The organism is Enterobacter sp. Ag1, from assembly GCA_000277545.1.
Taxonomy (GTDB): domain Bacteria; phylum Pseudomonadota; class Gammaproteobacteria; order Enterobacterales; family Enterobacteriaceae; genus Cedecea.
Genome location: AKXM01000004.1, coordinates 199,439 through 225,148, shown reverse-complemented (window position 1 = coordinate 225,148; position 25,710 = coordinate 199,439). Strand labels below are relative to the sequence as shown.

The 25,710-nt window shown below is 55.1% G+C and carries 23 protein-coding genes; 11 read left to right on the top strand and 12 right to left on the bottom strand.

The window, feature by feature from the left end:
- Positions 1–54 precede the first annotated feature (54 nt).
- The 5 genes from yebS to A936_RS01775 all read left to right on the top strand — a co-directional run bounded on the left by yebS (position 55) and on the right by A936_RS01775 (position 6,203).
- The gene (gene yebS / locus A936_RS01795; protein ID WP_008453998.1) at positions 55–1,299 is read left to right on the top strand and encodes a membrane integrity lipid transport subunit YebS; all 1,245 of its coding nucleotides are present in this window, start codon (positions 55–57) and stop codon (positions 1,297–1,299) included.
- Positions 1,268–3,901, top strand: a complete 2,634-nt coding sequence (locus tag A936_RS01790) for a PqiB family protein (RefSeq protein WP_008453996.1) — start codon at positions 1,268–1,270, stop codon at positions 3,899–3,901. Before yebS ends, A936_RS01790 begins: the two co-directional genes overlap by 32 nt.
- Positions 3,902–3,979: 78 nt before the next feature.
- A complete protein-coding gene (gene rsmF / locus A936_RS01785) occupies positions 3,980–5,428 on the top strand; it encodes a 16S rRNA (cytosine(1407)-C(5))-methyltransferase RsmF (RefSeq protein WP_008453993.1) in 1,449 nt (482 codons plus the stop codon).
- Between the two features lie 105 nt (positions 5,429–5,533).
- The gene (locus A936_RS01780; protein ID WP_008453991.1) at positions 5,534–5,773 is read left to right on the top strand and encodes a YebV family protein; all 240 of its coding nucleotides are present in this window, start codon (positions 5,534–5,536) and stop codon (positions 5,771–5,773) included.
- 238 nt (positions 5,774–6,011) lie between these two features.
- The gene (locus A936_RS01775; RefSeq protein WP_008453989.1) at positions 6,012–6,203 is read left to right on the top strand and encodes a YdfD/YebW family protein; all 192 of its coding nucleotides are present in this window, start codon (positions 6,012–6,014) and stop codon (positions 6,201–6,203) included.
- 16 nt (positions 6,204–6,219) lie between these two features.
- On the opposite strand, the gene A936_RS01770 is transcribed toward A936_RS01775, so the two are convergent.
- The 6 genes from A936_RS01770 to yobA form a co-directional block, all read right to left on the bottom strand.
- On the bottom strand, positions 6,220–6,753 hold the full coding sequence (locus tag A936_RS01770) for a GNAT family N-acetyltransferase (RefSeq protein WP_192810964.1): 534 nt from the start codon (positions 6,751–6,753) through the stop codon (positions 6,220–6,222).
- Positions 6,754–6,767: 14 nt separating this feature from the next.
- The gene (locus A936_RS01765; RefSeq protein ID WP_008453986.1) at positions 6,768–8,015 is read right to left on the bottom strand and encodes an MFS transporter; all 1,248 of its coding nucleotides are present in this window, start codon (positions 8,013–8,015) and stop codon (positions 6,768–6,770) included.
- A gap of 255 nt (positions 8,016–8,270) precedes the next feature.
- Positions 8,271–9,767, bottom strand: coding sequence for a SulP family inorganic anion transporter (locus A936_RS01760; protein ID WP_008453984.1), 1,497 nt, complete (start codon positions 9,765–9,767; stop codon positions 8,271–8,273).
- A 540-nt stretch (positions 9,768–10,307) separates the two neighbouring features.
- Positions 10,308–10,652 carry a YebY family protein gene (locus A936_RS01755; protein ID WP_008453983.1) on the bottom strand — a complete coding sequence of 115 codons (345 nt, stop codon included), beginning with the start codon at positions 10,650–10,652 and terminating at the stop codon, positions 10,308–10,310.
- A gap of 28 nt (positions 10,653–10,680) precedes the next feature.
- Positions 10,681–11,556, bottom strand: coding sequence for a copper homeostasis membrane protein CopD (copD, locus tag A936_RS01750; RefSeq protein WP_008453981.1), 876 nt, complete (start codon positions 11,554–11,556; stop codon positions 10,681–10,683).
- A gap of 5 nt (positions 11,557–11,561) precedes the next feature.
- On the bottom strand, positions 11,562–11,936 hold the full coding sequence (gene yobA, locus A936_RS01745; protein WP_008453980.1) for a CopC domain-containing protein YobA: 375 nt from the start codon (positions 11,934–11,936) through the stop codon (positions 11,562–11,564).
- Positions 11,937–12,077: 141 nt separating this feature from the next.
- Between yobA and A936_RS01740 the strand changes: the two genes are divergently transcribed.
- The 3 genes from A936_RS01740 (at position 12,078) to exoX (ending at position 13,867) form a co-directional block, all read left to right on the top strand.
- Positions 12,078–12,308 carry a DNA polymerase III subunit theta gene (locus A936_RS01740; protein ID WP_008453979.1) on the top strand — a complete coding sequence of 77 codons (231 nt, stop codon included), beginning with the start codon at positions 12,078–12,080 and terminating at the stop codon, positions 12,306–12,308.
- 129 nt (positions 12,309–12,437) lie between these two features.
- Positions 12,438–13,166, top strand: a complete 729-nt coding sequence (locus A936_RS01735) for a carbon-nitrogen hydrolase family protein (protein ID WP_008453978.1) — start codon at positions 12,438–12,440, stop codon at positions 13,164–13,166.
- A 29-nt stretch (positions 13,167–13,195) separates the two neighbouring features.
- Positions 13,196–13,867: an exodeoxyribonuclease X gene (gene exoX / locus A936_RS01730; protein WP_008453977.1), complete on the top strand. Its 672-nt coding sequence runs from the start codon at positions 13,196–13,198 to the stop codon at positions 13,865–13,867.
- Here the strand turns inward: exoX and ptrB are convergent.
- The 3 genes from ptrB to A936_RS01715 all read right to left on the bottom strand — a co-directional run bounded on the left by ptrB (position 13,864) and on the right by A936_RS01715 (position 17,194).
- Positions 13,864–15,921 carry an oligopeptidase B gene (ptrB, locus tag A936_RS01725; protein WP_008453976.1) on the bottom strand — a complete coding sequence of 686 codons (2,058 nt, stop codon included), beginning with the start codon at positions 15,919–15,921 and terminating at the stop codon, positions 13,864–13,866. The two genes, exoX and ptrB, sit on opposite strands and share 4 nt — an antisense overlap.
- 124 nt (positions 15,922–16,045) lie before the next feature.
- Positions 16,046–16,720 carry a tellurite resistance TerB family protein gene (locus A936_RS01720; protein WP_008453974.1) on the bottom strand — a complete coding sequence of 225 codons (675 nt, stop codon included), beginning with the start codon at positions 16,718–16,720 and terminating at the stop codon, positions 16,046–16,048.
- 123 nt (positions 16,721–16,843) lie between these two features.
- Positions 16,844–17,194: a YebG family protein gene (locus tag A936_RS01715; RefSeq protein WP_008453972.1), complete on the bottom strand. Its 351-nt coding sequence runs from the start codon at positions 17,192–17,194 to the stop codon at positions 16,844–16,846.
- A gap of 136 nt (positions 17,195–17,330) precedes the next feature.
- On the opposite strand from A936_RS01715, the gene purT reads away from it, so the two are divergent.
- Positions 17,331–18,509, top strand: a complete 1,179-nt coding sequence (purT, locus tag A936_RS01710; RefSeq protein WP_008453970.1) for a formate-dependent phosphoribosylglycinamide formyltransferase — start codon at positions 17,331–17,333, stop codon at positions 18,507–18,509.
- A gap of 65 nt (positions 18,510–18,574) precedes the next feature.
- On the opposite strand, the gene kdgA is transcribed toward purT, so the two are convergent.
- From kdgA to zwf, 3 genes are all read right to left on the bottom strand, one after another.
- A complete protein-coding gene (kdgA, locus tag A936_RS01705; protein ID WP_008453968.1) occupies positions 18,575–19,216 on the bottom strand; it encodes a bifunctional 4-hydroxy-2-oxoglutarate aldolase/2-dehydro-3-deoxy-phosphogluconate aldolase in 642 nt (213 codons plus the stop codon).
- A 52-nt stretch (positions 19,217–19,268) separates the two neighbouring features.
- Entirely contained in the window at positions 19,269–21,080 is a 1,812-nt protein-coding gene (gene edd / locus A936_RS01700) for a phosphogluconate dehydratase (protein WP_008453966.1), read from the bottom strand.
- Positions 21,081–21,346: 266 nt separating this feature from the next.
- The gene (zwf, locus tag A936_RS01695; protein WP_008453964.1) at positions 21,347–22,822 is read right to left on the bottom strand and encodes a glucose-6-phosphate dehydrogenase; all 1,476 of its coding nucleotides are present in this window, start codon (positions 22,820–22,822) and stop codon (positions 21,347–21,349) included.
- A 376-nt stretch (positions 22,823–23,198) separates the two neighbouring features.
- Between zwf and A936_RS01690 the strand changes: the two genes are divergently transcribed.
- Both A936_RS01690 and pyk read left to right on the top strand, forming a co-directional pair.
- Positions 23,199–24,068, top strand: a complete 870-nt coding sequence (locus A936_RS01690) for a MurR/RpiR family transcriptional regulator (protein WP_008453963.1) — start codon at positions 23,199–23,201, stop codon at positions 24,066–24,068.
- Positions 24,069–24,195: 127 nt separating this feature from the next.
- Positions 24,196–25,638 carry a pyruvate kinase gene (gene pyk, locus A936_RS01685; protein WP_008453961.1) on the top strand — a complete coding sequence of 481 codons (1,443 nt, stop codon included), beginning with the start codon at positions 24,196–24,198 and terminating at the stop codon, positions 25,636–25,638.
- Positions 25,639–25,710 lie beyond the last annotated feature (72 nt).

Below are 25,710 nucleotides of genomic sequence, written 5' to 3'. Positions count from 1 at the left end.
ACGATAGGCTAAATGCATCATTCAGATAACAACGCTCCCGGCTTACGACGCACAATGAAAATACACGCCATCAGTCAGGCATTGCCTCAGGCACGTTATCAGCGTTGTCCCCAATGCGATACCCTTTTCTCTCTGCCCCAGGTTAAATCAACACAAAGTGCCTACTGCCCCTGTTGTGATGCAAGAGTACATCATGGCCGTGACTGGTCATTGACGCGCCTGGGGGCGATGGCCGTGGCGATGCTGGTGCTCATGCCCGTCGCCTTTTCCGATCCGCTGCTGCGTATCTATCTCCTGGGTTCGAGTATTGATGCCAACGTTATGCAGGGCATTTGGCAGATGGCAAGCCAGGGAGACGTGCTTACCGCCGCCGTCGTGCTCTTTTGCGTGGTCGGCGCACCGGCCACGCTGGTCGCGGCTATTGCCTATCTCTGCTTTGGCAACATTCTCGGCATGAACCTTCGCCCGGTACTGCTGATGCTGGATAAGCTTAAAGAGTGGGTGATGCTGGATATCTATCTGGTGGGCATTGGCGTGGCGTGCATTAAGGTTCGCGAGTATGCGTTTATCCAGCCAGGCCCAGGGCTGATCGCTTTTATTGCGCTGGTGGTCTTGAGCCTGTTGACCATGATCCACCTGAACATTGAGCAGCTATGGGAGCGTTTTTACCCCCAGCGCCCGGCTCGTGCTTTTAATGCGCAACTGCGGGTTTGCCTCGGCTGCCATTTTACCGGCGTTCCTGACGAACGAGGCCGCTGCCCTCGCTGCCACATCCCGCTGTACCATCGCCGAAAGCAAAGCTTACAAAAATCCTGGGCAGCACTGGTTGCCTCCCTGATCTTCCTGCTTCCGGCTAACCTGCTGCCGATTTCTATTATTTACGTGAACGGGGCACGCCAGGAAGACACCATTCTTTCGGGCATCATTTCCCTGGCGCACAGCAATATCGCCGTCGCTGCCGTGGTGTTTATTGCCAGTATCCTGGTGCCGTTTACTAAAGTTATTGTATTAATTACGCTACTTATCAGTATTCATTTCAAATGCCAGCAGGGATTACGAACCCGCATTTTATTGCTTCGCTTTGTCACCTGGATTGGCCGCTGGTCTATGCTCGATCTGTTTGTCATCGCGTTGATGATGTCACTGGTTAACCGTGACCAGCTGTTAGCTTTTACGATGGGTCCCGCCGCAGTCTTCTTTGGCGCGGCGGTTATATTAACTATTCTTGCCGTCGAATGGCTGGATAGCCGACTACTTTGGGACGCACATGAGTCAGGAAACGCCCGCTTCACCGACTGAAGCGAGAATTAAAACGAAACGCCGGATTTCCCCTTTCTGGTTATTACCTGTTATTGCGTTACTGATTGCCGGCTGGCTGATCTGGACGACTTACCAGGAACGCGGCAACACCGTAACCATCGACTTCATCTCCGCCGACGGGATAGTCGCTGGCCGCACGCCCGTGCGCTACCAGGGCGTTGAAGTGGGTACCGTGCAAAACATCAGCCTGAGCGATGACCTGCGTAAAATAGAAGTCAAAGTCAGCATCAAAAGCGATATGAAGGATGCCCTGCGGGAAGACACACAATTCTGGCTGGTAACGCCGAAAGCTTCCCTCGCTGGAGTATCCGGGCTTGATGCCCTGGTAGGCGGGAACTACATCGGCATGATGCCGGGTAAAGGCGAGCCGCGTGACCATTTTACCGCCCTCGATACCCAACCCAAATATCGCCTGGATAACGGCGAGCTGATGATTCACCTCCACGCCCCGGATTTAGGCTCCCTTAACAGCGGGTCGCTGGTTTATTTCCGCAAAATTCCGGTTGGCCGCGTGTATGACTATGCCATCAATAAGAACAAGCAGGGCGTCACCGTCGACGTGCTTATCGATCGCCGCTTTACCAGCCTGGTGAAAAAAGGCAGCCGTTTCTGGAATGTGTCCGGCGTAAAAGCCGATGTTAGCCTGAGTGGGGCCAAAGTTCAGCTTGAAAGCCTGGCGGCGCTGGTCAATGGGGCCATTGCTTTCGATTCCCCTGACGATTCAGAACCGGCCAAAGCGGATGATGAATTCGGCCTTTACGAAGACCTGGCGCACAGCCAGCGCGGCGTCATCATTAACCTCGATCTCCCGAGCGGGGATGGCCTTAAAGCAGGCTCGACTAAGTTAATGTATCAGGGGCTGGAGGTGGGTTCGCTGACTAAGTTAAACCTCAATCCAGGCGGTGCCGTCACAGGGGAAATGACCGTTGACCCCGGCGTGGTTAGCCTGATGCGTAGCGGCACGCGCATCGAACTCCGTAGCCCAAAAATCTCGCTGGATAATCCAAGTATCAGCACGTTGCTCACGGGCAGCACCTTTGAACTTGTGCCGGGTGACGGCGAGCCGCAGGATCGCTTCACCGTAGTCTCCAGCGATCAAACGCCGCTCCAGCAGCCGAATGTATTGACGCTTTCGCTGACGGCCCCTGAAAGCTACGGTATTGATGCCGGACAACCGATTATCCTGCACGGGATACAAATCGGCCAGGTGGTGGCGCGGGCACTGTCAGCGAAAGGCGTCACGTTCTCCGTCGCCATTGAACCGCAATACCGCCATCTGCTGCAGGGCGACAGCAAATTCGTGGTCAACAGCCGCATTGATGTGAAGCTCGGCATGGACGGAGTGGAATTCCTGGGCGCCAGTGCCAACGAATGGGTCAACGGCGGCATACGCGTGCTGCCGGGCAGCAAAGGCGAGATGAAAAGCAGTTATCCGCTTTATGCCAACCTGGAAAAAGCGATTGAAAACAGCCTGAGCGACATCCCGACCACCACGCTGACGCTGACGGCCTCCAGCCTGCCAGATATCCAGACCGGCTCCGTGGTGCTGTACCGCAAATTCCAGGTGGGCGAAATCATCACCATCCGCCCTCGCGCCGAGAACTTTGATATTGATGTTCACATCAAGCCGGAATACCGCAAGCTGCTGACGCCAAACACCGTGTTTTGGGCTGAAGGTGGCGCGAAAGTTCAGCTCAACGGCAGCGGGCTAACGGTGCAGGCCTCCCCGCTCTCTCGTGCACTCAAAGGGGCCATCAGCTTTGACAACATGAGCGGTGCCAGCGTCGGACAGGTGAAAGGTGAGAAACGCGTGCTCTACGCCTCTGAAACCGCGGCAAGAGCGGTGGGCAGCCAGATAACGCTGCACACTTTCGATGCCGGAAAACTTTCCGCCGGGATGCCAATTCGCTATCTGGGCATTGATATCGGCCAGCTTGAGTCGCTGAACCTGACGCAATCCCGCAACGAAGTGGAAGCGAAAGCGGTACTTTACCCTGAGTATGTGTCTACCTTCGCACGCGCCGGTACCCGCTTCTCCGTTGTCACACCGCAGATCTCTGCGGCGGGCGTCGATCATCTTGATACCCTCCTCCAGCCTTACATCAACGTTGAACCCGGTAAAGGTGACCCCCGCCGCGACTTCGAACTGCAGGAAGCGTCTATCACCGACTCTCGTTACTCCGACGGGCTGAACATCGTGCTGGAAGTGCCTGAAGCCGGCTCGCTGAGCATAGGCACGCCGGTTCTCTTCCGCGGGATTGAAGTCGGTACGGTAACCGGCATGACGCTCGGCAATCTCTCTGACCGCGTGATGGTGGGCCTGCGTATAAGCAAGCGTTACCAGCATTTGCTCCGGGACAACTCCGTCTTCTGGCTGGCTTCCGGCTACAGCCTGGACTTTGGCTTAACTGGCGGCGTGGTGAAAACCGGAACCTTTAATCAGTTTATTCGCGGTGGCATTGCGTTTGCGACGCCGCCGGGGATCCCGCTTTCCCCTAAAGCAGAGGCCGGGAAACACTTCCTGCTGCTGGAAAGCGAGCCGAAAGAGTGGCGTCAGTGGGGCACCGCCCTTCCGCGCTGAACCGCAAGCCCGGGCGGTACGTCGCCCGGGTAATTCCGTGTTAAACTGCGCCCCTTAATTTTTTCAGGGGCGTTTTTCATGGCTCAATTTACTGCCGTTTATCTTCCTCAACCTTTTCTCGACGCGATTCGTGACGCACTTCCCGCTGGCCAGACGCTGGAAAGTTTTATCGAATACTGTCAGCAGCCGCTGCGCCGCAGCCTGCGCGTCAATACGCTGAAGATATCCGTGGCTGACTTTCTGACGCTCGTCGCGCCCTATCACTGGCGTTTAACGCCGGTGCCGTGGTGCGAAGAAGGCTTCTGGATTGAACGAGAAGATGAAGAAACCCTGCCGCTGGGCAGCACCGCAGAGCATTTGAGCGGCCTGTTCTATATTCATGAAGCCAGTTCAATGCTGCCCGTAGCCGCGTTGTTTGCCGACGGCAACCAGCCGCAGCGAGTGATGGACGTCGCCGCAGCGCCAGGATCAAAAACAACCCAGATTGCCGCCCGCATGAATAATACCGGCGCAATTCTTGCCAATGAATATTCCGCCAGCCGGGTAAAAGTCCTGCATGCCAATATCAGCCGCTGTGGGATCAGTAACGTAGCGCTGACGCATTTTGATGGCCGCGTATTCGGTGCCGCTCTGCCGGAATCCTTCGACGCCATTCTGCTGGATGCCCCCTGCTCCGGTGAAGGCGTGGTGAGGAAAGATCCCGATGCACTACGCAACTGGTCGCCTGAAAGCACGGCCGAAATTGCCGGCACACAGCGCGAATTGATTGAGAGTGCTTTTCATGCGCTCCGCCCCGGCGGGACTCTGGTCTACTCGACCTGTACGCTGAATCGCCAGGAAAACCAGGATGTCTGCCAGTGGCTGCTGGATACCTGGCCGGACGCGGTAGAAATTGCCCCCCTTGACGAGCTTTTCCCGGAAGCAGCACGCGCGCTGACGCCGGAAGGTTTCCTGCACGTGTTCCCACAGATTTACGACTGCGAAGGCTTTTTCGTTGCCCGTTTGCGCAAAACGGCCTCTATCGAACCGCTGCCGGCCCCGGGCTATAAAGTAGGGAAATTCCCCTTCGCGCCGATGAAAGGCAAAGCCGCAGCCGAACTAACCACCGCGGCGGCAAAATCGGGCCTTATCTGGGGCGATGAGCTGAATCTATGGCAGCGCGACAAAGAGATCTGGCTGTTTCCGAGTGAGATTGAACCGCTTATCGGGAAAGTGCGTTTCTCTCGCATTGGCCTCAAGCTCGCCGAACAGCATAACAAAGGCTTCCGCTGGCAGCATGAAGCCGTGGTTTCTCTGGTCAAAAGTGACAACCCGCTTTGCTTCCCGCTGAGCGAGACCGAAGCCGAGGAGTGGTACCGTGGGCGGGATATCTATCCAGAAGTGACACCGTCACGAGATGAAGTGATTGTCACTTTTCAGGGGCAGCCGATCGGCCTGGCGCGTAAAGTTGGCTCACGCCTGAAGAACAGCTACCCAAGGGAATTAGTACGCGACGGCAAGCTTTTCGCCGCCCCGCAGGCTGGCTAAAAAAATAAGCACTTTTTGAGTTGGCAATTTGTGCTGCCTTGACTACGCTGAAATTGGAACGACCCACTGGTCATACCACCTGCTGCGGATAACAAGGAGCCAAAGATGACAAAGACCAACGTTCGGATCGGCATCTTCGAGATCGATGATGCCGAATTACACGGTGAACAACAGGGGGATCGAACGTTAAGCATTCCCTGCAAGTCCGATCCCGACCTGTGCATGCAGCTGGATGCATGGGATGGGGCAACCTCTATTCCCGCCGTGCTGGACGGCGAACATTCCGTACTTTACCTGCAGCATTACGATCGCCAGCGCGATGCCTGGGTTATGCGCCTTGCATAATTCAAGATGAACCCGTCCCTGAGACGGGTTATATAGATGATAAACAGCCAAAAACGTGGTTTTCAGCTGTTTGAAGTAGACCAGAGGACATCATTCATTGCTTTTGTTAGACCCAAGTGCCGTTTTTACATCAATGATTTTTGCCAGCACTTTCTCCGTCCACGGGACGGATTAATTATTTCCCCCACTCCCTTGGCTCCCCTACACTTAAACCAAACGAAGCGGTTCTGAGGCGCTAATGTTTGCTTTGGTTTTATTTGTTTGTTACCTGGACGGCGGCTGTGACGATCTGGTGCTGGAAGTCTTCACCAGCGAGCAGCAGTGTCTGAGTGCGATGAGCGAGCAGCGTATGCGCCACGGCGGCTGTTACCCGGTAGAAGAGTTTATCGATGGATTCTGGCGGCCTGCCCAGGAGTACAGCGACTTCTGAGCAGGGCCAGGCGAGATTAGCGCTTCTTCGGGCGAAGGAACATGCGTATTTGCTTCCCGTGGTATTCAACGTAGTGCTGGAAAGTAAAGCCGAAGCGCTCTGCCAGACCAATAGAACGCTGATTATCGTCATCAATAATGCAGCATACCGGCTCGCTGAAATTGTCATCCGCCCAACTTAACACTGCGCTGAGCGCCTCCGCCGCATAGCCTTTACCGTGTACCGCAGGAATAAGCGTCCAGCCCGCCTCCGGGTGTGCCAAAGCCGGGCTGAGATTTCGTTTAGCGTCCTGGAAACCAAACGCCCCTACGAATCGCCCACTCTGTTTTTCAAACAACGCCCAGTAACCGTAGCCCAGCGCCTGCCAGTGACCGATATAGCGCATCAATCGCGCCCAGCTCATTTCACCGTCCTGCGGTTTTCCGCCGCCGATAAACTTTACCATCTCCGGGTCAGACCAACAGGCAACCAGCGCCTCATAGTCGTCCAGCGTAAAATGGCGCAGGATAAGGCGTTCCGTTTCAAGACGTGGGGCTTCAGTAATCATCATGACTCCGCTCAGTATTACTCTTGTAGTCGTTGTTTAAGGCCTGATTTGCAGGCGTAAATGATAGCGCACAGCAGCAGGCTAAACAGCATGGTACCCAAAAACACACCCGCACCGGTCAGGGTTAGCATAACGCCGCCAATCAGCGGCCCAAGCGCTATGCCTAACGTCGTCAGGGTCGATGCTCCCAGGTACGCACCGCGGTGCTCATCCGGTGCCAGCTGATCCAGCAGAATATTCAGGTTCGGCATCAGAATGGCCTCGCCGATGCTGAAAATAACCGTCACGCTCACCCACAACAGTGCATCCGGCGTACGGACGGACCAGAACAAAAGCTGTGACAGCGCAAAGATAGCGCCCCCCAGCAAAATACGGTTAGACAGGCTAACTTGAGCCAAAAAGCGAACCAGAAAAAGCTGGGCAATAAGCACCGTACAGGCGTTCGACACCAGAATCAGCGTGATTAACTTTACGGCCGCCTCAGCGTCCAGCGTCAGTAAATAAAGCGGCACCACGGATTCATAATGTACGAAAACCACGGCGCATAACGTGCTGCACAGCAGCGCCGCAACGAACAGTTTGTCCCGGGCGATGATTAGCATAACGTCGCGTAATCTGACCCCGGGTTTATGTTCGCTATCTTTGGCAACCAGCTTGCCTGCAGGAATAAACAATAAGGTGTAAATAAGCAGCGGCAAATAGCTCACAGCCGTGATTACGAATGTCCCTTTCTGCGAAGTCAGCCCGAAAGCAATGCCGACCAGTGGCCCGGTGACCGCCGCCACATTCACCAAATAATAGCGAATCTGCAGAGCCAGAGCGCGACGACGGCGGTCGCCCAGTAAGTCACTCATCAGCGCTCGCGTCGGCGGCTCTACCCACGCGAAACAGACGCCAACAATCATTAGCCCAATGATAAATAACGCCATTCCCGTGGCCAGCCCAAGCAGAGCATAGCCAACAAACGACAGCGCACAGCCGAGGGAAAGCACGCCCCGGCGGCCTAATTTATCCGACAGCTGCCCGCCATACATTCCCAGCACCACTGCCAGAAGCGCACTGCTGGTCATCGCCACGCCTACAGAGATGGGCGAAAGATGATAATTACGGGTCATGATCACCGTCATAAACGGCCAGGCCATAAAATAGCTAAAGCGAATCACCAGGGTAAAAAGCAGCAGCGCAATCACCGTCGACGGGAAGGTTTTGACCGTCGGCCAAAAACCGCGCGCAGCGTCCTCACGGACGGCATCGTTTGTCGTCATAAAGTATCCTGTTAATTATCGTTATAGTGGAGGCGGGGCCGCTTACGCTGAGTAAGCGGTTAAATAGTAATAAGTTATTCCTTATTGACTGGCAACGTAAATGTTACTGAAATGTTTATTTCCCCAGCTTGTCGTTTAAACCATCAGCCGGGCAGCGGAAAGTAGTGGAAAATTGTGACCTGCCGCTCAAAAAATGGCATTTCGTGCTGGGAATGATTGGGGAGAGTCGGCAGCTGAACGCCGCCGGCAAAACGGTTAAAGTTTACCGCTCAGGCGCTGATGGAAATCGGCGCTGTGGGTGTCCAGGCCAACAATTTCGACCTGCGCCTGATAACGCTGATAGCGCGTTTCAATGGCATCTAATACGGCAACGGTGGAGGCATCCCAAATTTGAGCCTGAGTCAGATCGATCACCACCCGTGCCGGGTCGTCAGCATAGTGAAAATGCTCGACCAGGTCGTTGCTGCTGGCAAAGAACAGCGGCCCACGAACCCGATAAGTCACTTCGCTCCCGTCCGCTGCCAGCTGCCGCTCAGCACGCACCACATGTGCAATACGGCGAGCAAACAACATCATAGCGAAGATAACGCCGCCCAAAACGCCAAGCGCGAGGTTATCGGTATAAACCGTTATAGCGACGGTCGTGAGCATCACCAGCGTTTCCGGCACCGGCATTCGGCGAAGCGTAACTGGAGAGAGGCTATGCCAGTTCAGCGTTTTCACCGCCACAATCATCATGATCCCAGCCAGCACCACCATCGGAATTTTTGCCATCACTTCACTCAGCACGGTGACCAGCAGCAATAGCACCAGCGCAGCCGCCACGGTAGACAGCCGCGTTCGCCCTCTTCCCAGCTCAACGTTGACAATGGTTTGCCCAATCATGGCGCAGCCCGCGATGCCGCCATAAAAACCGGCGAAGATATTCGACACGCCCAGTCCCCAGCATTCGCGCCGCTTGCTGGAAGGTGTATCGGTGAGATCGTTCACCAGCCTGGCCGTTAGCAAGGACTCCATCAAGCCAACAAAAGCGATGCTCAGCGCGCAGGGCCAGATAATGCGCAGCGTCTCAACGTTAAGCGGCACTATCAGTTCCGTTAACCCGGGCAAACCGGCTTTCATCGGCCCGCTGTCGCCTACCGTGGGCATTACCCATCCCAGGGCAATACTCAGGCCGGTCACCAGAACAATCGCCACCAGCGGCGAAGGCACAGATTTAAGCAGTCTCGGCAACATTAAAACGACGGCGAGAGTCACGACGAACAGGCCCCAAACCAGCGGCGATTGCCCCCAGACATGAGGCACCTGAGCAAAGAAAATAAGAATCCCCAGCGCATTCACAAACCCGGTCATTACCGAAAGCGGGATATAGCGCATCATTCGCGCCAGCCCGCTTAGGCCGAACAGGATCTGGATCCCGCCCGCCAGCACCACCGCAGGCAGGATATAACCCACCCCATATTGATGAACCATCGGGGCAATCACCAGCGCTACCGAACCGGCCGCCGCAGTGACCATTGCCGGGCGGCCCCCCAGAATCGACATAGCAAAACAAAGCACGATCGAGGCAATCAGGCTGACCTTCGGATCCACGCCCGCGATCAGGGAAAAGGAGATCACTTCGGGGATCAGGGCCAGCGCGGTGACGACTCCGGCCAGCAGTTCACGCTGGATGAGTCGAGGGGAGCGAAGCACGGCGCGCAGGCTATTCTCACGCGCATGTTGAGCGGCAAGCTCGGTTTGATTTGTCATAGTCGGATGCAGGCTTATTGTCAGAAACGCCGCATTTCTCATGGAATGCAGTCAGTGAGGCCGAAAGTGTAGCGTTGTCGCGGCAGTGATGCGAATTTTTGTGACATGCGTCACTAGCCCGAAAGACTCACCGACCCGGCCCCCACGTTTGCGCAACAAATAATTAACAAATTGAGCAAAAAACGCTGGACGGCAAGCTATCAAGGTGTGGTATGGTTTTAGCGCACAGGCCAGGTCGAAGCGTTATGGGAAACGCTTTACGCGCAAGCAAGCTGGCGGATTCCCGAATAAAAAAAGACCGAATACGATTCCTGTATTCGGTCCAGGGAAATGGCTCTTGGGAGAGAGCCGTGCGCTAAAAGTTGGCATTAATGCAGGCTAAATCGCCTTGCCTCTTAAGAATAGATTACCGGCGCAGGTTTTCCAGTCCGCAACAAAAGTGGTCAGAAAAAAGGCGCAATAAAGGTGACTATTTATGCAAAAACAGCAATATCCCGTTGAGGCTATTGCTGTTTTTTTATGCCAGGAAATGCGTGTTTTTTATTCACCGCAAAGCTTTTGCGCGCGCTCAATGAAGGGTTCGAGACTCATCTTCTGGCCAGGATGCTGCGGGTCGTCCACCTGAATAACGCTGATGGGCTGCCCGCTCGTTTTACCGCTCTTGATCTGCTGCTCGGCAATGGCGTTCAGCGGGTACTGCATCAGCGTACTTGGGTTGATGGCAAACAACGCATTCCCCGCTCTGCAGCTCAACATCACCTCTTCACGGTTGAACGCCCATTTGTCTTTACCCACCTCAAACCGACTCACGGTGATAATTTGCGGGGCAGCCAGCGCAGAACTCGCGCAGGCCAGCAGCAGTAAAGTCAAAATGCTCTTTTTCATGAATCTCTCATATAACCAGTTTGCGCCGTCAGAACGGCTCCCAGGTAGCATAGATGCTGACAAGCAGCAGTATCGCTACCGATAGAATCACTTCCAGCCACGTAAGCTGAATAAATCTCCGCTGAGCATCGGCTTGAACAGCGTCGAAACGCGGCACCAGTATATAGCGGTTGATCAGCGCCAGCATAACCATCACTAGCACCAGCACAACCTTCAGCGCCAGCAATCGAACATAACCACTTTCCAGCGGCAGCGCCCAGCCGAGGATAAGCAAGCTATTCACCACGCCGGTCACCAGTACCGCAGCCACTGCAAGATGCCCGTAGCGCGAAAAACGCATCATTGCCGTAATCGCCGGAGTACGCCAGCGCGGCTTATGTGCCATATACATACAAACCAGCAAAGGCAGCAGGCCTCCCACCCACCAGGCCGCGCTCAGAAGATGAATCGCATGGTTCATCCGCTGAAAGACACCGAGCGCGCCGTCGTGCATTGCGGCATGCCCGACGCCAGCTAGCATAATTAGCTGCGCCGCGGCTAAAAGCAGCAATAACCCCGGCATTGCCCGGGGAGCGATCAGCACAGCGGCCAGCGTGGCCAGGCCCAGCAATAGCTGCCATATCCAGACGGAACCAAAGCGAGTCGTCAGCACCGCCTGCCAGACATCCGGCGAAAGAGTATCGCGCCAGCCGTCACCCATTTGCCCGGCCTGAGCCATGAATAGCAGACAGGCGCTAATGAGCGACAGCCAGACGGCAGGCCGCCACTGCGCCCTGAGGCGACGCACAAGCACGGGTTTAAACTGCTGCGGGGCAAGGAGCGAACAGCAGATGGCGCTGCCAAGCAGCACCATCAAGGCAGTGAAATGGATAAAACGCAGCGCGATGTAAAACGCCGACAGCATGGCGATTACTTCACGGAGAAGTGATAGTTACCTTTGGTTTTGTGCCCGTCGACCGACACAACATGCCAGTCCACGGAGTAATCACCCGGTTTCAGGGCTTCTTCAACCGGCACAATCAGCTGTTTGTTGTCGGTCTCAGCAACCTTCACTTTCCCGGTCTTCACGGCAGATTTCTGCGGGCCGGTCACGGTCACGCCGCTGAAGCCAGGCTCCACCCCTTCAGAGAAGCTCAGGGTCAGCGACTGCGGCGATGCTGTCACGGCGGAATCTGCTGCCGGAGACTGCTGCTTAAGGTGCGCGTGTGCAAACACGGCTGGAGAAACGGCCATAGCAGTGACAAATGCCGCCACGGTTGCGATGCGGGAGGAGATGAACGCCATATTAACTATTCCTTTTTGTTATGTGTCGAGGCGGCAAGGATACCCCCGCGTTAATACCAAGTCGAGACGGGAAAAGCTATTGTTGCTTGTCATCCGGGGCGCAAAACAGTAACTTCTGCGCTGACATTGCAGGAGGATATGATGAGCTACAATCTCGCCGATTTACCCCAGGAAGAAATGGATAAAGTTAACGTCGACCTTGCCGCTGCCGGCGTGGCGTTTAAAGAGCGCTATAACATGCCCGTAGTGGCTGAAATGGTGGAACGTGAGCAACCTGAACATCTGCGGACCTGGTTCCGTGAAAAGCTGATTGCCTATCGTCTGGCCTCGGTGAATCTTTCCCGTTTGCCGTATGAACCGAAGCAAAAATAAAAAATTAAGAATTTTCTCTTTGATTCAAAACTAGTGCTACTCTCTTCCTTGTTCAGTTGACCACAAGCTTTGGCTCATCCCTCACGATTGCAGGACGCAATCGTTGGATGAAAGATTAAGGAAGAACCTATGCCACGCTGGAATGTTGCCGCTGCGCAATACGGTGCCGTTGCCGGAAGTTATCAGGCCAACATCGACCACCATCTCGATTTCATTCGCTGTGCCGCCGAAGAAGGCATCGATCTTCTGGTTTTCCCTCATCTCTCTTTATCCGGATTACGCCCCGACAACCATCCTCCGGCGTTTACCGATCCGCTGTTCGACCCGCTCAGCGAGGCTGCTCGCAGCTACCATATGACCGTTATCGTCGGCATGTCGCTCAGTGACGAGGCGCATAGCGCCGCCGGTATGGTAGGTTTTCTGCCGGATGGATCGCGTATCGCCTGTTGCAAACGTCCCGCAACGGCTATCGATGTAAATGCTCAAACCCCCGTCGCACCACTTTTGGGGCAACGTTCCCGCAATATTGCCCTGGCCGTTTGCGCCCAAAGCGATGATGAAGCCTGGCCCCGAAGCGCCGCTGATATCGGCGCCGATCTTTACGCCACCGGCGCCGCAATGACAGAACTAAGCTACCAGCAAGATGAGATGTATATGCAACGCTGGGCGCACAAATATGGACTCACCATTTTGCAGGCCAATTACGCCTGGTCCGGGGCAGAACTTCGCTCCGCTGGGCGCAGCGCATGTTGGGATAATTTAGGCCAGCTAGTCGTCAGGGCCGACCAGGGTGAATTGCTGGCGATTGGCCGCCGGGATGAGAGAGGTTGGCACGGCGAGGTCATTCCTTTACGCTAGTCGCCTGAGGCCTGTTTACGGAGACTGCGATGCTGCGCATTATTGATACGGAAACCTGCGGATTACAGGGAGGCGTAGTGGAAGTTGCGTCGGTCGATATCATCGACGGCAAGATTGTAAACCCGATGAGCGATCTTGTCCGTCCTGACCGACCAATAAGCCACCAGGCAATGGCCATCCATAAAATTACCGAAGAGATGGTGGCCGATAAACCCTGGATTGAAGACGTCATCCCCCGCTATATCGGTAGCCCCTATTACGTGGCGCACAACGCCAGTTTCGACAGCCGCATGCTGCCGGAAATGCAGGGCGACTGGATTTGCACGGTGAAGCTGGCGCGTCGCCTGTGGCCGGGCATCAAATACAGCAACATGGGCTTGTATAAATCGCTAAAGTTGCATGTGGATACACCTGCCGGGCTGCATCATCACCGCGCCCTGTTTGACTGTTATATCACCGCCGCCCTGCTGCTGAGAATTATGGATGTGTCCGGCTGGACCGCAGAAGATATGGTCACGATTACCGGGCGCCCGGCGCTGGTAACCACCATGATGTTTGGCAAATACCGGGGCAAACGCATTGCCGAAATAGCCGAAGACGACCCGGGTTATCTTCGCTGGATGCTCAACAACATCAAGGAGCTAACGCCGGATCTCCGCATGACGCTAAAACATTACCTGGCCGCCAGCGCGGCCGATTAATGCACGCGCCCTGGCAGCGTTCCCTGCGCCAGGGCAATCAGGAAAGCAAACTCCAGTGCCACGCCTTCGTAAGATTTGAAGCGCCCCGACTTGCCGCCGTGCCCGGAATCCATGTCGGTACAAAGCAGCAGCAAGGTCTCATCCCGCTTATAGTCACGTAATTTGGCAACCCACTTAGCCGGCTCCCAATACTGCACCTGCGAATCATGCAGCCCGGTGGTCACTAACAGATGGGGATAAGCCTGCTCACGAACCTGGTCGTAAGGGCTGTATTGCTTCATATAGCGGTAATATTCTTCATCCTGGGGGTTACCCCACTCTTCAAATTCCCCGGTGGTAAGCGGAATCGACTCGTCCAGCATCGTCGTTACAACGTCGACAAACGGCACCTGAGCCACCACGCCATGGAATAATTCAGGACGCAGATTGATAGCTGCCCCCATCAGCATTCCGCCCGCGCTGCCGCCCATCCCATAAAGCAGTTTAGGATCGCCATATCCCTGCCTGAGCAGCTCGTCGCACACGTCCAGATAGTCGTTAAAGGTATTCATTTTTTTCAGGTATTTACCGTCTTCATACCATTGTTGGCCCAGTTCACCGCCGCCGCGGACATGGGCGATGGCGAAGACAACCCCCCTGTCCAGCAGACTCAAACGGCTGCTGCTAAAGTCAGCATCCATACTGCTGCCGTAAGATCCATAGCCATAGACCAGCAGCGGGCTTTTGCCCCGGCGAAAGTGTTTCCGGTGATAAACCAGTGAGACCGGTACCAGAACGCCATCCCGCGCCGTCACCCACAGATGCTCGCTGCGGTAATGGCTAGCGTCAAAACCGGCAACCTGGGTTTGCTTGATAACCCGTCGCTCACCGCTGTCCATATCCAGCTCGAATAGGGTGTCCGGCGTTGTCATTGAAGAGTAACCGTAGCGCAGGTGCGAAGTTTCCGGCTCAGGATTGTAGCCAAGCCAGGTGACATAGGCTGGATCGTCAAAAGCGATGCCCGTGGACTCACGCGTATGGCGATTAATCTGGCGCAGGCTGGTCAATCCCTGCTGGCGCTCGGCAACCACCAGCCAGTCGCGGAACAGCGTAAAGTCTTCAAGCATGACCTGTTCCCGCGCGGCAATCAGCGTTTCCCACTGTTTTTCGTCCCGCACGGCGCTGCGGTAGAGTCCGAAATTTTTACCGTCTTTGTTGGAACGAATGTAGAACCCATGCTGGTAGTGATCGACCGTGTACTCATGATCTTTCCGGCGCGGGGCAAAAACTTGCGGCTCGGCGTCTGCCAGTTCGGCATCCAGTAACAAAGCCTCACTCGTCGTCGCGCTGGCAAGATGAATGACAACAAAATGCTGGGAGGTTGTTTTATGCACGCTGACGTAAAAAGCGTCATCTTTTTCTTCATACACCAGTTGGTCATCGGCCACCGGGTGGCCCAGCGTGTGCCGCCAGACCTGATAAGGCAGTAAGGTTTTGGGATGCTTGCGCACGTAGTAAAGCGTGACGGAGTCATTTGCCCAAACAAAACCGGTCGAGACGTTCTCCAGCAACTCCGGATACCAGTTTCCGGTTTTCAAATTGCGCAGACGGATGCCGAACTGACGGCGGGAGAGATAGTCCTCTGCCAAGGCCATCACGGCATTGTCCGGCGTAATGGCCAATCCACCCATGGTGTAGAACTCGCTATGGGCGGCACGCTGGTTGGCATCCAGCAAAACGTCCCACTCGCCCCACTCTTCTCTGACCGCAGATTGCCGCTGATAAATCGCGTACTCATTCCCTTTGTCATACACCTGGCGGTAGCGATAGCCGTTCTTCACATACGGGGCGGAAACATCGCGAGGAGGAACGCGAGCGATCATCTCTTTGAGCAACTGATCCTGCAGCGCGCGCTGGCTCTCCATGATCCTTTTCCCGTAATCATTTTCCTGCTCAAGGTATTTCAGCACATCCGGATCGGCGCGGTCATCATCCCGCAGCCAGTAATAGTTATCCGTGCGGGTATCGCCATGCAGCGTCATAGCGTGAGGTATTTTTTTGGCTTTTGGCGGCATCACTTTCATCATTTTCCGTTTAACACCCCGTAAGGGTGGCAAATTCAGCCGGGCTTGCAAGCGGAACATGAAGGATTAAAAGAAAATGCCGGGAGAAACCCGGCACAGGCTGGTTGCAGGAGGATTACACCGCGAGCGGTTGTTTTTGCTGCTGAATATCTTGCTCAATACCGGAGCGGACATCCGGCGGTATGTTTAGCGCATCGCCCAGAGCGCTCAGGTAGCTACGTTCCATAAAGTGATCGATATCGATAGCCGTGCAGCTAAGGTAATAAAGCTCCAGCGCTTCCTCCTCATTTCTCACACCTTGTGCAAGCTGGTGAGGATCTAACGGCCTGTCGATCGCCCGTTCGACGAGCGCTTTACCTTCCCCGTCGATACCGACTTCACGCAGCTGTTGCTCAATAAACTGACGCTCTTTTGCATCGATATGGCCGTCGCTTTTCGCCGCAAAAACCAGCGCGGTAATTAATCTTTCGGTACGAACATCAACCGACGAGTGCGGCTCACTCCAGCCTGTGGAAACGGGCTGGCTCTGGCGAACCCGCTCCTTGTATTTGTTCCATAACACGCTTCCGGCCACGGCGCCGCCGCCGACCAGAAGCGCACTGGTGCCGTATTTTGTTAACAGTTTGCGGGAAGATTTACTCGCCAGCAGTAACCCGGCTAATCCACCCAGCGCCCCCGGCACCAGAAGTTTACCGATCCCTTCAGAGCTATTACCGGCTGCAGGCTGTGAAGATTGAGGAGAAGTAGATTGCCCCAGGAGCGACTGAAGCTGCTGTAACCAGTTATTCATGACGGAGATCCTCTGTTGACTTAACTCGTCGAGAGTAGGCCACAGGACGTCAAGAAACGTCGGACAGCGCTAAAGATGGGAAAAGAATCGCGCCGGCTACCCGGCGCTTACAGCAGAACCGTATTACGCGGCTTTGGTGCGTTTACGTCCAGGGTGTTCGCTGACGTTGTCTTCAGCCGCTGGCGATTGTTCAAGCGCTGAGGACTCCGCGTCTGGCTCAAACTGACTTAATTCAGGCTCTGGCAGCTTGCCATTTTTCAATACGCCCGCCAGCAGATCCTTGTTTTCCGCCATCCACATCGCCAGGGTGTCGCTCTGCCCTTCATCCAGCGCAATCGGGCTTTGCTGCAGCCAGTCGCCGAGGACTTCAGCCAGATCCAGCATTTTGTCATAAGCGTCAGCATCCTTTTTACTGGCAAAGGCCATTTTTTCTTGTCCCTCTCTCACTACAACATATTTAATCTCGACCGCCATTTTGCAGCTCCGTTTTACCTGTTTATTTATCCAGTATATCGTCATTCATTTTATCACACAAGCCGGAAAGCCGCTGCCAACGCAAACGTTTTCGTTTATACTGCAGCGGTCTTTTTCTTTGTTAAGGCTAAATCACATGTCAACGTTGGGAACCGCTCTGCGCCCGGCAGCTACGCGAGTTATGCTGCTGGGTTCCGGTGAATTGGGTAAAGAAGTGGCCATTGAATGCCAGCGCCTCGGGGTAGAAGTTATCGCCGTCGATCGCTACGCAAATGCGCCGGCAATGCACGTCGCACACCGCAGCCACGTCATTAACATGCTGGATGCCGCGGCGCTAAAAGCGCTTGTCGCCGCCGAAATGCCCGATTTTATCGTTCCTGAAATTGAAGCCATTGCCACCGATGCCCTGCTGGAGCTTGAAGCCCAGGGTCAGCGAGTGGTGCCGTGCGCCCGCGCCACCAAACTCACCATGAACCGCGAAGGGATCCGCCGCCTGGCCGCAGAAGAACTTCAGTTGCCCACTTCCAGCTATCGCTTCGCCGACAGCGAAGAAGCCTTCCAGCAGGCCGTGCATGAGATTGGTTTGCCGTGCATTGTAAAACCGGTAATGAGTTCCTCCGGCAAAGGCCAGAGCTTCATCCGCACAGCCGACCAACTGGCAAAAACCTGGGAATACGCCCAGCTAGGTGGGCGGGCCGGTAAAGGCCGCGTTATCGTTGAAGGCGTGGTCAATTTTGATTTTGAAATCACCCTGCTGACCATCAGCGCCGTTGACGGCGTGCATTTCTGCGCGCCTATCGGGCACCGTCAGGAAGAGGGCGACTACCGTGAATCCTGGCAGCCACAGCAGATGAGCGACATCGCGCTGGCAAAATCGAAAGAGATTGCTGAAAAAGTGGTTACCGCTCTGGGCGGCCATGGCCTGTTCGGTGTGGAGCTGTTTGTCTGCGGCGATGAGGTGATTTTCAGTGAAGTCTCCCCTCGCCCGCACGACACTGGCATGGTGACGTTGATTTCACAGGATCTGTCTGAGTTTGCGCTGCACGTTCGCGCCTTCCTCGGCCTGCCTGTCGGCGAAATTCGTCAGTATGGCCCTGCCGCATCGGCGGTGATCCTGCCTGAGTTGCAAAGCGATAACGTTAAATTTAGTAACGTGGGAGCAGCGCTGGGCGGCGGTTTACAGGTTCGCCTGTTCGGTAAGCCGGAGATCGCAGGTAAACGCCGCATGGGCGTGGCGCTGGCAACCGGTAACAGCGTCGATGAGGCAGTGACAAGGGCCGTGACGTCAGCCGCTCAGGTAAAAGTTGAAGGATAAAAAAATCGCCCTCAAATGAGGGCGATTGAGTCAGTGGGCCCGCGTACTGCGGGCTTTTTTATGGCTTACAGCTTGGCGCCTTCCACCGCTTCACGGGCAAGCTGAGTGATGCGGTCGTATTCGCCCGCTTCCAGCGCATCGGCCGGAACCAGCCAGGAACCACCGATGCACAGCACGCTTTTAAGCGCCAGGTAATCGCGGTAGTTAGCCGGAGATATCCCCCCGGTTGGACAGAAACGCACCTGAGAGAACGGTCCTGCAATGGCCTGCAGCGCTTTAGTGCCACCGTTGGCTTCAGCCGGGAAGAATTTGAACTCTTTCAGGCCATAGTCCATCCCCAGCATCAGTTCTGACACGGTGCTGATGCCTGGGATCAACGGAATGGTGCCTTCGGTCGCGGCTTTCAGCAGCGGCTCGGTCAGACCCGGGCTGATGGCAAACTGCGCGCCAGCTTCGGTCACTTCCGCAAGCTGCTGTGGGTTCAGCACGGTACCTGCGCCGATAATAGCTTCAGGCACTTCTTTCGCAATCGCACGAATGGCATCGATAGCACAAGCTGTACGCAGCGTGACTTCCAGCACGCGGACGCCACCGGCCACCAGCGCTTTCGCCATTGGCACCGCATGCTCCAGCTTGTTAACAACAATAACCGGCACAACCGGACCGGTTTTCAGGATCTGTTCTGCTGTAGTTTTCCAATTTTTCATCTGAGCGCCTCTTAGCCACTTTTAATCTGTTCCGGGCATTACTGCCGCGGGCTTAAAATTTAATGCAGGTTGCGCCTTGTTCAGCGCCCGAAAGCTGTTCGCGCAATGCGCCGAATAGCTCCCGACCAGTCCCTACGCGCTCGGCGCTGAGATCCGGGTGATAAGCAGTGCGCGCCGCAAGTACGGCTTCATCGACCAGCAACGTTAGCTCGCCCGTTTGGCCGTTGACGCGAATAATGTCGCCATCCTGCACCTTCGCCAGCAGCCCGCCGTCATACGCTTCCGGGGTAACATGGATTGCGGAAGGCACCTTCCCTGAGGCACCGGACAGTCTTCCATCTGTCACCAGAGCAATTTTGAAACAGCGGTCCAATAATACTCCAAGCGGCGGCATAAGTTTATGCAATTCTGGCATGCCGTTCGCTTTTGGCCCCTGATGGCGGACGACGACAACGCAATCGCGGTCCAGTTTGCCGGCTTCAAAAGCAGGCAATACGTCATGCTGGCTTTCAAAAATAACCGCGGGCGCTTCAATCACCTGATTTTCTACCGGCACCGCTGAGGTTTTCATCACCGCCCGGCCCAGATTCCCGCTCAGCACTTTGGTTCCGCCGTGGCGGGAGAATGGTTTTTCCATCGTGGCAATAACGTCGCTATCCAACGGCTGGCTCGCGCCTTCACGCCAGGCAAGCTGACCGTTGTCGAGCCACGGCTCCATGGTGTAGTGATGCAGGCCAAAACCGGCCACGGTGTTAACGTCTTCGTGCAGCAGGCCACCTTTCAGCAGCTCACGCAGCAGCACCGGCACACCGCCCGCCGCCTGGAAGTGGTTAATGTCGGCAGGGCCATTCGGGTAGAGGCGCGCCAGCAGCGGCACAATTTCGGAGATCTCGGAGAAGTCGTCCCAGTTAATAATGATCCCGGCAGCGCGAGCCATCGCAACAAGATGCATGGTATGGTTCGTCGAGCCGCCGGTAGCCAGCAGTGCAACAATGCCGTTCACCACCACTTTCTCATCAATCATTTTCCCGAGTGGCATCCATTCGTTGCCGTTGCCGGTCAGGCGAGTGACCTGGCGCGCCGCTGCGTCCGTCAGCGCGTGACGCAACTCTGCATCAGGCTGAACAAACGACGACCCCGGCAACTGCATGCCCATAAACTCAACCACCATCTGGTTGGTATTCGCCGTGCCGTAGAAAGTACAGGTCCCCGGAGCGTGATAAGAGGCAGCTTCCGCTTCCAGCAGCGCGAGGCGGTCAACTTTACCTTCCGCATAAAGCTGGCGAATGCGGACTTTTTCTTTGTTCGGCAAGCCGCTGGCCATCGGGCCTGATGGCACAAAGACTGCTGGGAGATGCCCAAACGACAGCGCGGCCATCGTCAGCCCCGGCACGATTTTGTCGCACACGCCAAGATAGAGCGCCCCGTCAAACATGTTATGGGAAAGGCCAACGGCGGTAGACATGGCAATCACTTCCCGGCTCAGCAGCGAAAGCTCCATACCATCCTGGCCCTGAGTCACCCCGTCGCACATCGCCGGGACACCGCCTGCAACCTGCCCCACCGCGCCCACGGAATGCAGCGCCTTACGGATTTGCTCAGGATAATGTTCATACGGCTGATGGGCGGAGAGCATGTCGTTGTAGGACGTGATGATCGCAATATTGTTACGCAGCATGCTTTTCAGCGCCGCCTTATCGTCCGGCTGGCAGGCAGCGAAACCATGCGCGAGGTTACCGCAGGCAAGTTCCGAGCGGTGAACCGTGTTGCTCCGGGCTTTCTCAATGCGTGCCAGGTAGGCTTCGCGCGTTGGGCGGGAGCGTTCGATAATACGCGATGTTACCCGTAACAAATTTGGATGCATAGAAGTTCCTCAGAAAGTGGCTGTTCTCCCGCATTGATACCGTCATGTTCAGAGCTGATGAATGTAACTTTGTTGCCCATCGTAGCCCATCAGACTTGATGCCGGGAGCAAAAACGCTTCAGCTAGTGTAAATAAAAAAGCCCCGCGGGTGAATCCACGCGGGGCTATTATTCATAAAAAACTATGCCACTTCTGTGTTAGATCATGTTACCGGTAAAATAAGGTCCCTTTGTTAGTGACTTTTTACCGGCCATGTTCACGGCCTGTTACTCAAACTCGTTCCAGGAGTGGCCGTCACGGGTAATCATCGCCACGGAAGCCACCGGCCCCCAGGTTCCGGCCTGATAAGGTTTCGGCGCATCGTTATCCGCAGCCCAGGCTTCGGTAATGGAGTCGACCCATTTCCACGCCTCTTCCACTTCATCACGACGAACAAACAGCGCCTGAATGCCCCGCATGGTTTCCAGCAGCAGACGTTCATAGGCATCTGCCAGGTGAGATTCATTGAAGGTCTCGGAGTAGCTCAGATCCAGTTTGGTGGTTTGCAGGTTATGCTTGTGCTCCAGGCCCGGGACTTTGTTCAGGATCTGAATATCCACGCCTTCATCCGGCTGCAGACGGATAGTCAGCTTGTTCTGCGGCAATTCCTGCCAGGAATCTTTAAACAGATTCAGCGCAGGGTTTTTGAAGTAAACCACGACTTCAGAACATTTGGTTGGCAGACGTTTACCGGTACGCAGGTAGAACGGCACGCCGGCCCAACGCCAGTTATCGATATCTACGCGAATAGCCACGAAGGTTTCGGTGGCGCTGGATTTGTTCGCGCCCTCTTCTTCCAGGTAACCAGGCACTTTTTTGCCCTGCGCGAAGCCTGCGGTGTACTGACCGCGCACGGTTTTATCACGCACGTTGGTGCGGTCAATGCGGCGCAGCGACTGCAGAACCTTCACTTTCTCATCGCGAATATGGTCCGCAGTCAAATCAGACGGTGGAGACATGGCAATCATGCACAGGATCTGCAGCAGGTGGTTTTGGATCATGTCGCGCATCTGCCCGGCCTGATCGAAGTAACCCCAGCGGCCTTCAATACCCACTTCTTCGGCCACGGTGATTTCTACGTGATCGATAGTGCGGTTGTCCCAGTTGTTAGCGAACAGGGAGTTAGCAAAACGCAGTGCCAGCAGGTTAAGAACGGTTTCTTTACCCAGATAGTGGTCGATGCGGTAAACCTGGCACTCTTCAAAGAACTCGCCCACCTGATCGTTGATCTGCTGGGAAGTTTCGAGGGAAGTCCCCAGCGGTTTTTCCATGACGACGCGAGCAGGCTTGGCGTTAAGCTTCGCTTTACCTAACCCTTTGCAGATAGCGCCAAAGGTGCTTGGCGGCATAGCGAAATAGTTGATGGTGACGCGATTCTGCTGGTCGAGCATTTTCCCCAGCTTGGTAAAAGCAGAGGTGTCGTTGACGTCCAGGTTACAGAAATCCAGACGACCGCTCAGTTTGTCCCACAGGCTCTCGTCAATCTTCTCTTTCATGAAGGTTTCGAGGGCTTCGCGGACAACTTTGGTGTATGCCTCTTTATCCCACTCTGCGCGGCCAACACCCAGAATACGGGTCTCCGGATGGATTTGACCTGCTTTTTCCAGCTGATACAGGGATGGCAACAGTTTCCGGCGCGCCAGGTCGCCTTTTGCACCGAAAATGACCAGGTCGCACGCCTGGGCTGTTTGCGTTACCGCCATGTTTGTCTCCTCGTTTCGGATATCCCGGCTTTTACCGGCCCTTTGGGGCCCGGATAGCATTAAGCCAGGCACGTCTTGTAATTTTATTACGCTGCAATGTACTGCTTTTGCTGAATCGAGGACAACCGTTAACCCCGGTTTGACCGCCTCAATTGCTAACTTTTCCCACAATGCCGCACTAAAGCGTCATTTACTGGCGTTTTATTGTGCGATGTAACCGTTGCCAAAGTTAGACACCGATCATGTAATGAAAAAAAACAACAACATTACCTGGGCGACTCGCCCTATCACATTTTAGCAAGAGTATATTCTTGCTAAATCGGCCCACGATTTCTTCTGTTGCTGAAATCGCTAAAACCCATGAGTGCCCGCCTTTATGAATATGCTGGAAAAAATCCAGTCACAGCTGGAACACCTTAGCAAATCGGAACGCAAAGTCGCAGAAGTGATTCTTGCTGCGCCTCAGGACGCCATTCACTCCAGCATCGCGACGCTTGCCCGTAGCGCGGACGTCAGCGAGCCCACCGTGAACCGCTTTTGCCGTCGCCTTGAAACCAAGGGCTTCCCGGATTTTAAACTGCATTTAGCTCAGAGTCTGGCGAATGGCACGCCGTATGTAAACCGGAATGTTGATGAAGATGATAGCGTCGAGTCCTATACCGGCAAGATTTTTGAATCCGCTATGGCGAGCCTTGACCGGGTTCGTCAGTCGCTGGATATGTCTGCGGTGAACCGGGCCGTGGATTTGCTTACCCAGGCAAAGAAAATTGCCTTTTTTGGACTCGGATCATCCGCCGCCGTCGCGCACGACGCTACCAACAAGTTTTTCCGCTTTAATGTCCCGGTGATTTACTCAGATGACGTTGTTATGCAACGTATGAGCTGTATGAATTGTACCGAGCAGGACGTGGTGGTGCTTATCTCTCACACCGGCCGGACTAAAAATCTGGTTGAGCTGGCGCAGTTAGCCCGTGAAAACGATGCCATTGTGCTCGCCATCACATCGGAAGGCAGCCCGCTTGCCCGTGAGGCGACGCTTTCCCTGCTGCTGGATGTGCCAGAAGATACTGACATTTATATGCCGATGGTGTCTCGCCTGGCGCAGTTGACCGTCATTGATGTCCTGGCGACGGGCTTTACTTTGCGTCGAGGGGCAAAATTCAGGGATAACTTGAAGCGAGTCAAGGAAGCGCTCAAAGAATCGCGCTTTGATAAAGAACGTCTTCTCTCAGGCGATGAACGTTAATTTTTGATAACAAAGTTGTAACTTATTAGGCTGTTCGGTTACGTTGTCATGGGTGTTTACAGCACACCCTGACCTACCGAGTTTTTGTTCACGCAACACCAAGTTGTTTCAGTCAACGGAGTAATACATGTCCAGACGGCTACGTAGAACCAAAATCGTTACCACCTTAGGCCCGGCAACCGACCGCGATAATAATTTAGAAAAAATTATTGCCGCCGGCGCTAACGTGGTGCGAATGAACTTCTCCCACGGCTCAGCTGAAGACCATCAGCTGCGTGCAGATAAAGTGCGTGAAATTGCCGCAAAACTGGGGCGCCACGTGGCGATCCTCGGCGATTTGCAAGGCCCTAAAATTCGCGTATCTACCTTCAAAGAAGGCAAAGTATTCCTTAACCTGGGCGACAAATTCCTGCTGGATGCCAACCTCGGCAAAGGCGAAGGCGACAAAGAGAAAGTGGGCATCGACTATAAAGGCCTTCCGGCCGACGTTGTCCCAGGCGACATCCTGCTGCTCGACGATGGCCGCGTGCAGCTCAAAGTGCTGGAAGTCCAGGGCCTGAAAGTGTTTACCGAAGTGACCGTAGGCGGCCCGCTGTCTAACAACAAAGGGATCAACAAGCTGGGCGGAGGGCTGTCTGCAGAAGCGCTGACCGACAAAGACAAAGCCGACATTGTTACCGCGGCAAAAATTGGCGTTGATTACCTGGCCGTTTCCTTCCCACGCTGCGGCGAAGATTTGAACTATGCCCGTCGTCTGGCGCGTGATGCGGGCTGCGATGCGAAAATTGTGGCGAAAGTAGAACGCGCGGAAGCCGTTTGCGACGAAGCCGCAATGGACGATATTATTCTCGCCTCTGACGTGGTGATGGTAGCCCGCGGTGACCTGGGCGTAGAAATCGGCGACCCGGAGCTGGTTGGCATCCAGAAAACCCTGATTCGCCGTGCGCGTAAGCTGAATCGTGCCGTGATCACCGCCACCCAGATGATGGAGTCGATGATCACCAACCCAATGCCAACCCGTGCGGAAGTCATGGACGTGGCAAACGCCGTACTCGACGGCACCGATGCGGTGATGCTGTCGGCAGAAACGGCGGCAGGCCAGTATCCTGCTGAAACCGTAGCGGCAATGGCGCGGGTTTGCCTGGGCGCAGAGAAAATCCCAAGCATTAACGTTTCCAAGCACCGTCTCGACGTGCAGTTCGATAACGTGGAAGAAGCCATTGCGATGTCCGCGATGTATGCCGCTAACCACCTCAAAGGGGTTACCGCCATCATTTCGATGACCGAGTCCGGGCGTACCGCGCTGATGACGTCCCGTATCAGCTCCGGCTTGCCTATTTTTGCGCTCTCTCGCCATGAGCGTACGCTGAACCTCACGTCACTCTATCGCGGCGTGACCCCGGTTTACTTTGACAGCGCAAGCGAAGGCGTCGCCGCCGCTAACGATGCGGTAAACCTCCTGCGGGATAAAGGCTACCTGATTTCTGGCGACCTGGTCATCGTGACCCAGGGCGACGTAATGAGCACCATTGGCACCACCAACACCACGCGTATACTCTGCGTTGAGTAATTCTCGCCCGCGATAAAGCCCGACAGAGCCGCGACACACGTTCGCGGCTTTTTTATTATCTGCCCCGCTTCC

What these genes read in the sequence shown, in the direction of transcription:
- rsmF (WP_008453993.1), top strand. Translation starts at nt 3,980, where the DNA reads ATGGCTCAATTTACTGCCGTTTATCTTCCTCAACCTTTTCTCGACGCG.
- A936_RS01790 (WP_008453996.1), top strand. Translation starts at nt 1,268, where the DNA reads ATGAGTCAGGAAACGCCCGCTTCACCGACTGAAGCGAGAATTAAAACG.
- A936_RS01740 (WP_008453979.1), top strand. Translation starts at nt 12,078, where the DNA reads ATGAGCTACAATCTCGCCGATTTACCCCAGGAAGAAATGGATAAAGTT.
- copD (WP_008453981.1), bottom strand. Translation starts at nt 11,556, where the DNA reads ATGCTGTCGGCGTTTTACATCGCGCTGCGTTTTATCCATTTCACTGCC.
- purT (WP_008453970.1), top strand. Translation starts at nt 17,331, where the DNA reads ATGTCAACGTTGGGAACCGCTCTGCGCCCGGCAGCTACGCGAGTTATG.
- A936_RS01770 (WP_192810964.1), bottom strand. Translation starts at nt 6,753, where the DNA reads ATGATGATTACTGAAGCCCCACGTCTTGAAACGGAACGCCTTATCCTG.
- ptrB (WP_008453976.1), bottom strand. Translation starts at nt 15,921, where the DNA reads ATGCCGCCAAAAGCCAAAAAAATACCTCACGCTATGACGCTGCATGGC.
- A936_RS01690 (WP_008453963.1), top strand. Translation starts at nt 23,199, where the DNA reads ATGAATATGCTGGAAAAAATCCAGTCACAGCTGGAACACCTTAGCAAA.
- kdgA (WP_008453968.1), bottom strand. Translation starts at nt 19,216, where the DNA reads ATGAAAAATTGGAAAACTACAGCAGAACAGATCCTGAAAACCGGTCCG.
- yobA (WP_008453980.1), bottom strand. Translation starts at nt 11,936, where the DNA reads ATGGCGTTCATCTCCTCCCGCATCGCAACCGTGGCGGCATTTGTCACT.
- A936_RS01720 (WP_008453974.1), bottom strand. Translation starts at nt 16,720, where the DNA reads ATGAATAACTGGTTACAGCAGCTTCAGTCGCTCCTGGGGCAATCTACT.
- A936_RS01715 (WP_008453972.1), bottom strand. Translation starts at nt 17,194, where the DNA reads ATGGCGGTCGAGATTAAATATGTTGTAGTGAGAGAGGGACAAGAAAAA.
- A936_RS01775 (WP_008453989.1), top strand. Translation starts at nt 6,012, where the DNA reads ATGTTTGCTTTGGTTTTATTTGTTTGTTACCTGGACGGCGGCTGTGAC.
- A936_RS01735 (WP_008453978.1), top strand. Translation starts at nt 12,438, where the DNA reads ATGCCACGCTGGAATGTTGCCGCTGCGCAATACGGTGCCGTTGCCGGA.
- A936_RS01760 (WP_008453984.1), bottom strand. Translation starts at nt 9,767, where the DNA reads ATGACAAATCAAACCGAGCTTGCCGCTCAACATGCGCGTGAGAATAGC.
- yebS (WP_008453998.1), top strand. Translation starts at nt 55, where the DNA reads ATGAAAATACACGCCATCAGTCAGGCATTGCCTCAGGCACGTTATCAG.
- edd (WP_008453966.1), bottom strand. Translation starts at nt 21,080, where the DNA reads ATGCATCCAAATTTGTTACGGGTAACATCGCGTATTATCGAACGCTCC.
- pyk (WP_008453961.1), top strand. Translation starts at nt 24,196, where the DNA reads ATGTCCAGACGGCTACGTAGAACCAAAATCGTTACCACCTTAGGCCCG.
- A936_RS01780 (WP_008453991.1), top strand. Translation starts at nt 5,534, where the DNA reads ATGACAAAGACCAACGTTCGGATCGGCATCTTCGAGATCGATGATGCC.
- exoX (WP_008453977.1), top strand. Translation starts at nt 13,196, where the DNA reads ATGCTGCGCATTATTGATACGGAAACCTGCGGATTACAGGGAGGCGTA.
- A936_RS01755 (WP_008453983.1), bottom strand. Translation starts at nt 10,652, where the DNA reads ATGAAAAAGAGCATTTTGACTTTACTGCTGCTGGCCTGCGCGAGTTCT.
- zwf (WP_008453964.1), bottom strand. Translation starts at nt 22,822, where the DNA reads ATGGCGGTAACGCAAACAGCCCAGGCGTGCGACCTGGTCATTTTCGGT.
- A936_RS01765 (WP_008453986.1), bottom strand. Translation starts at nt 8,015, where the DNA reads ATGACGACAAACGATGCCGTCCGTGAGGACGCTGCGCGCGGTTTTTGG.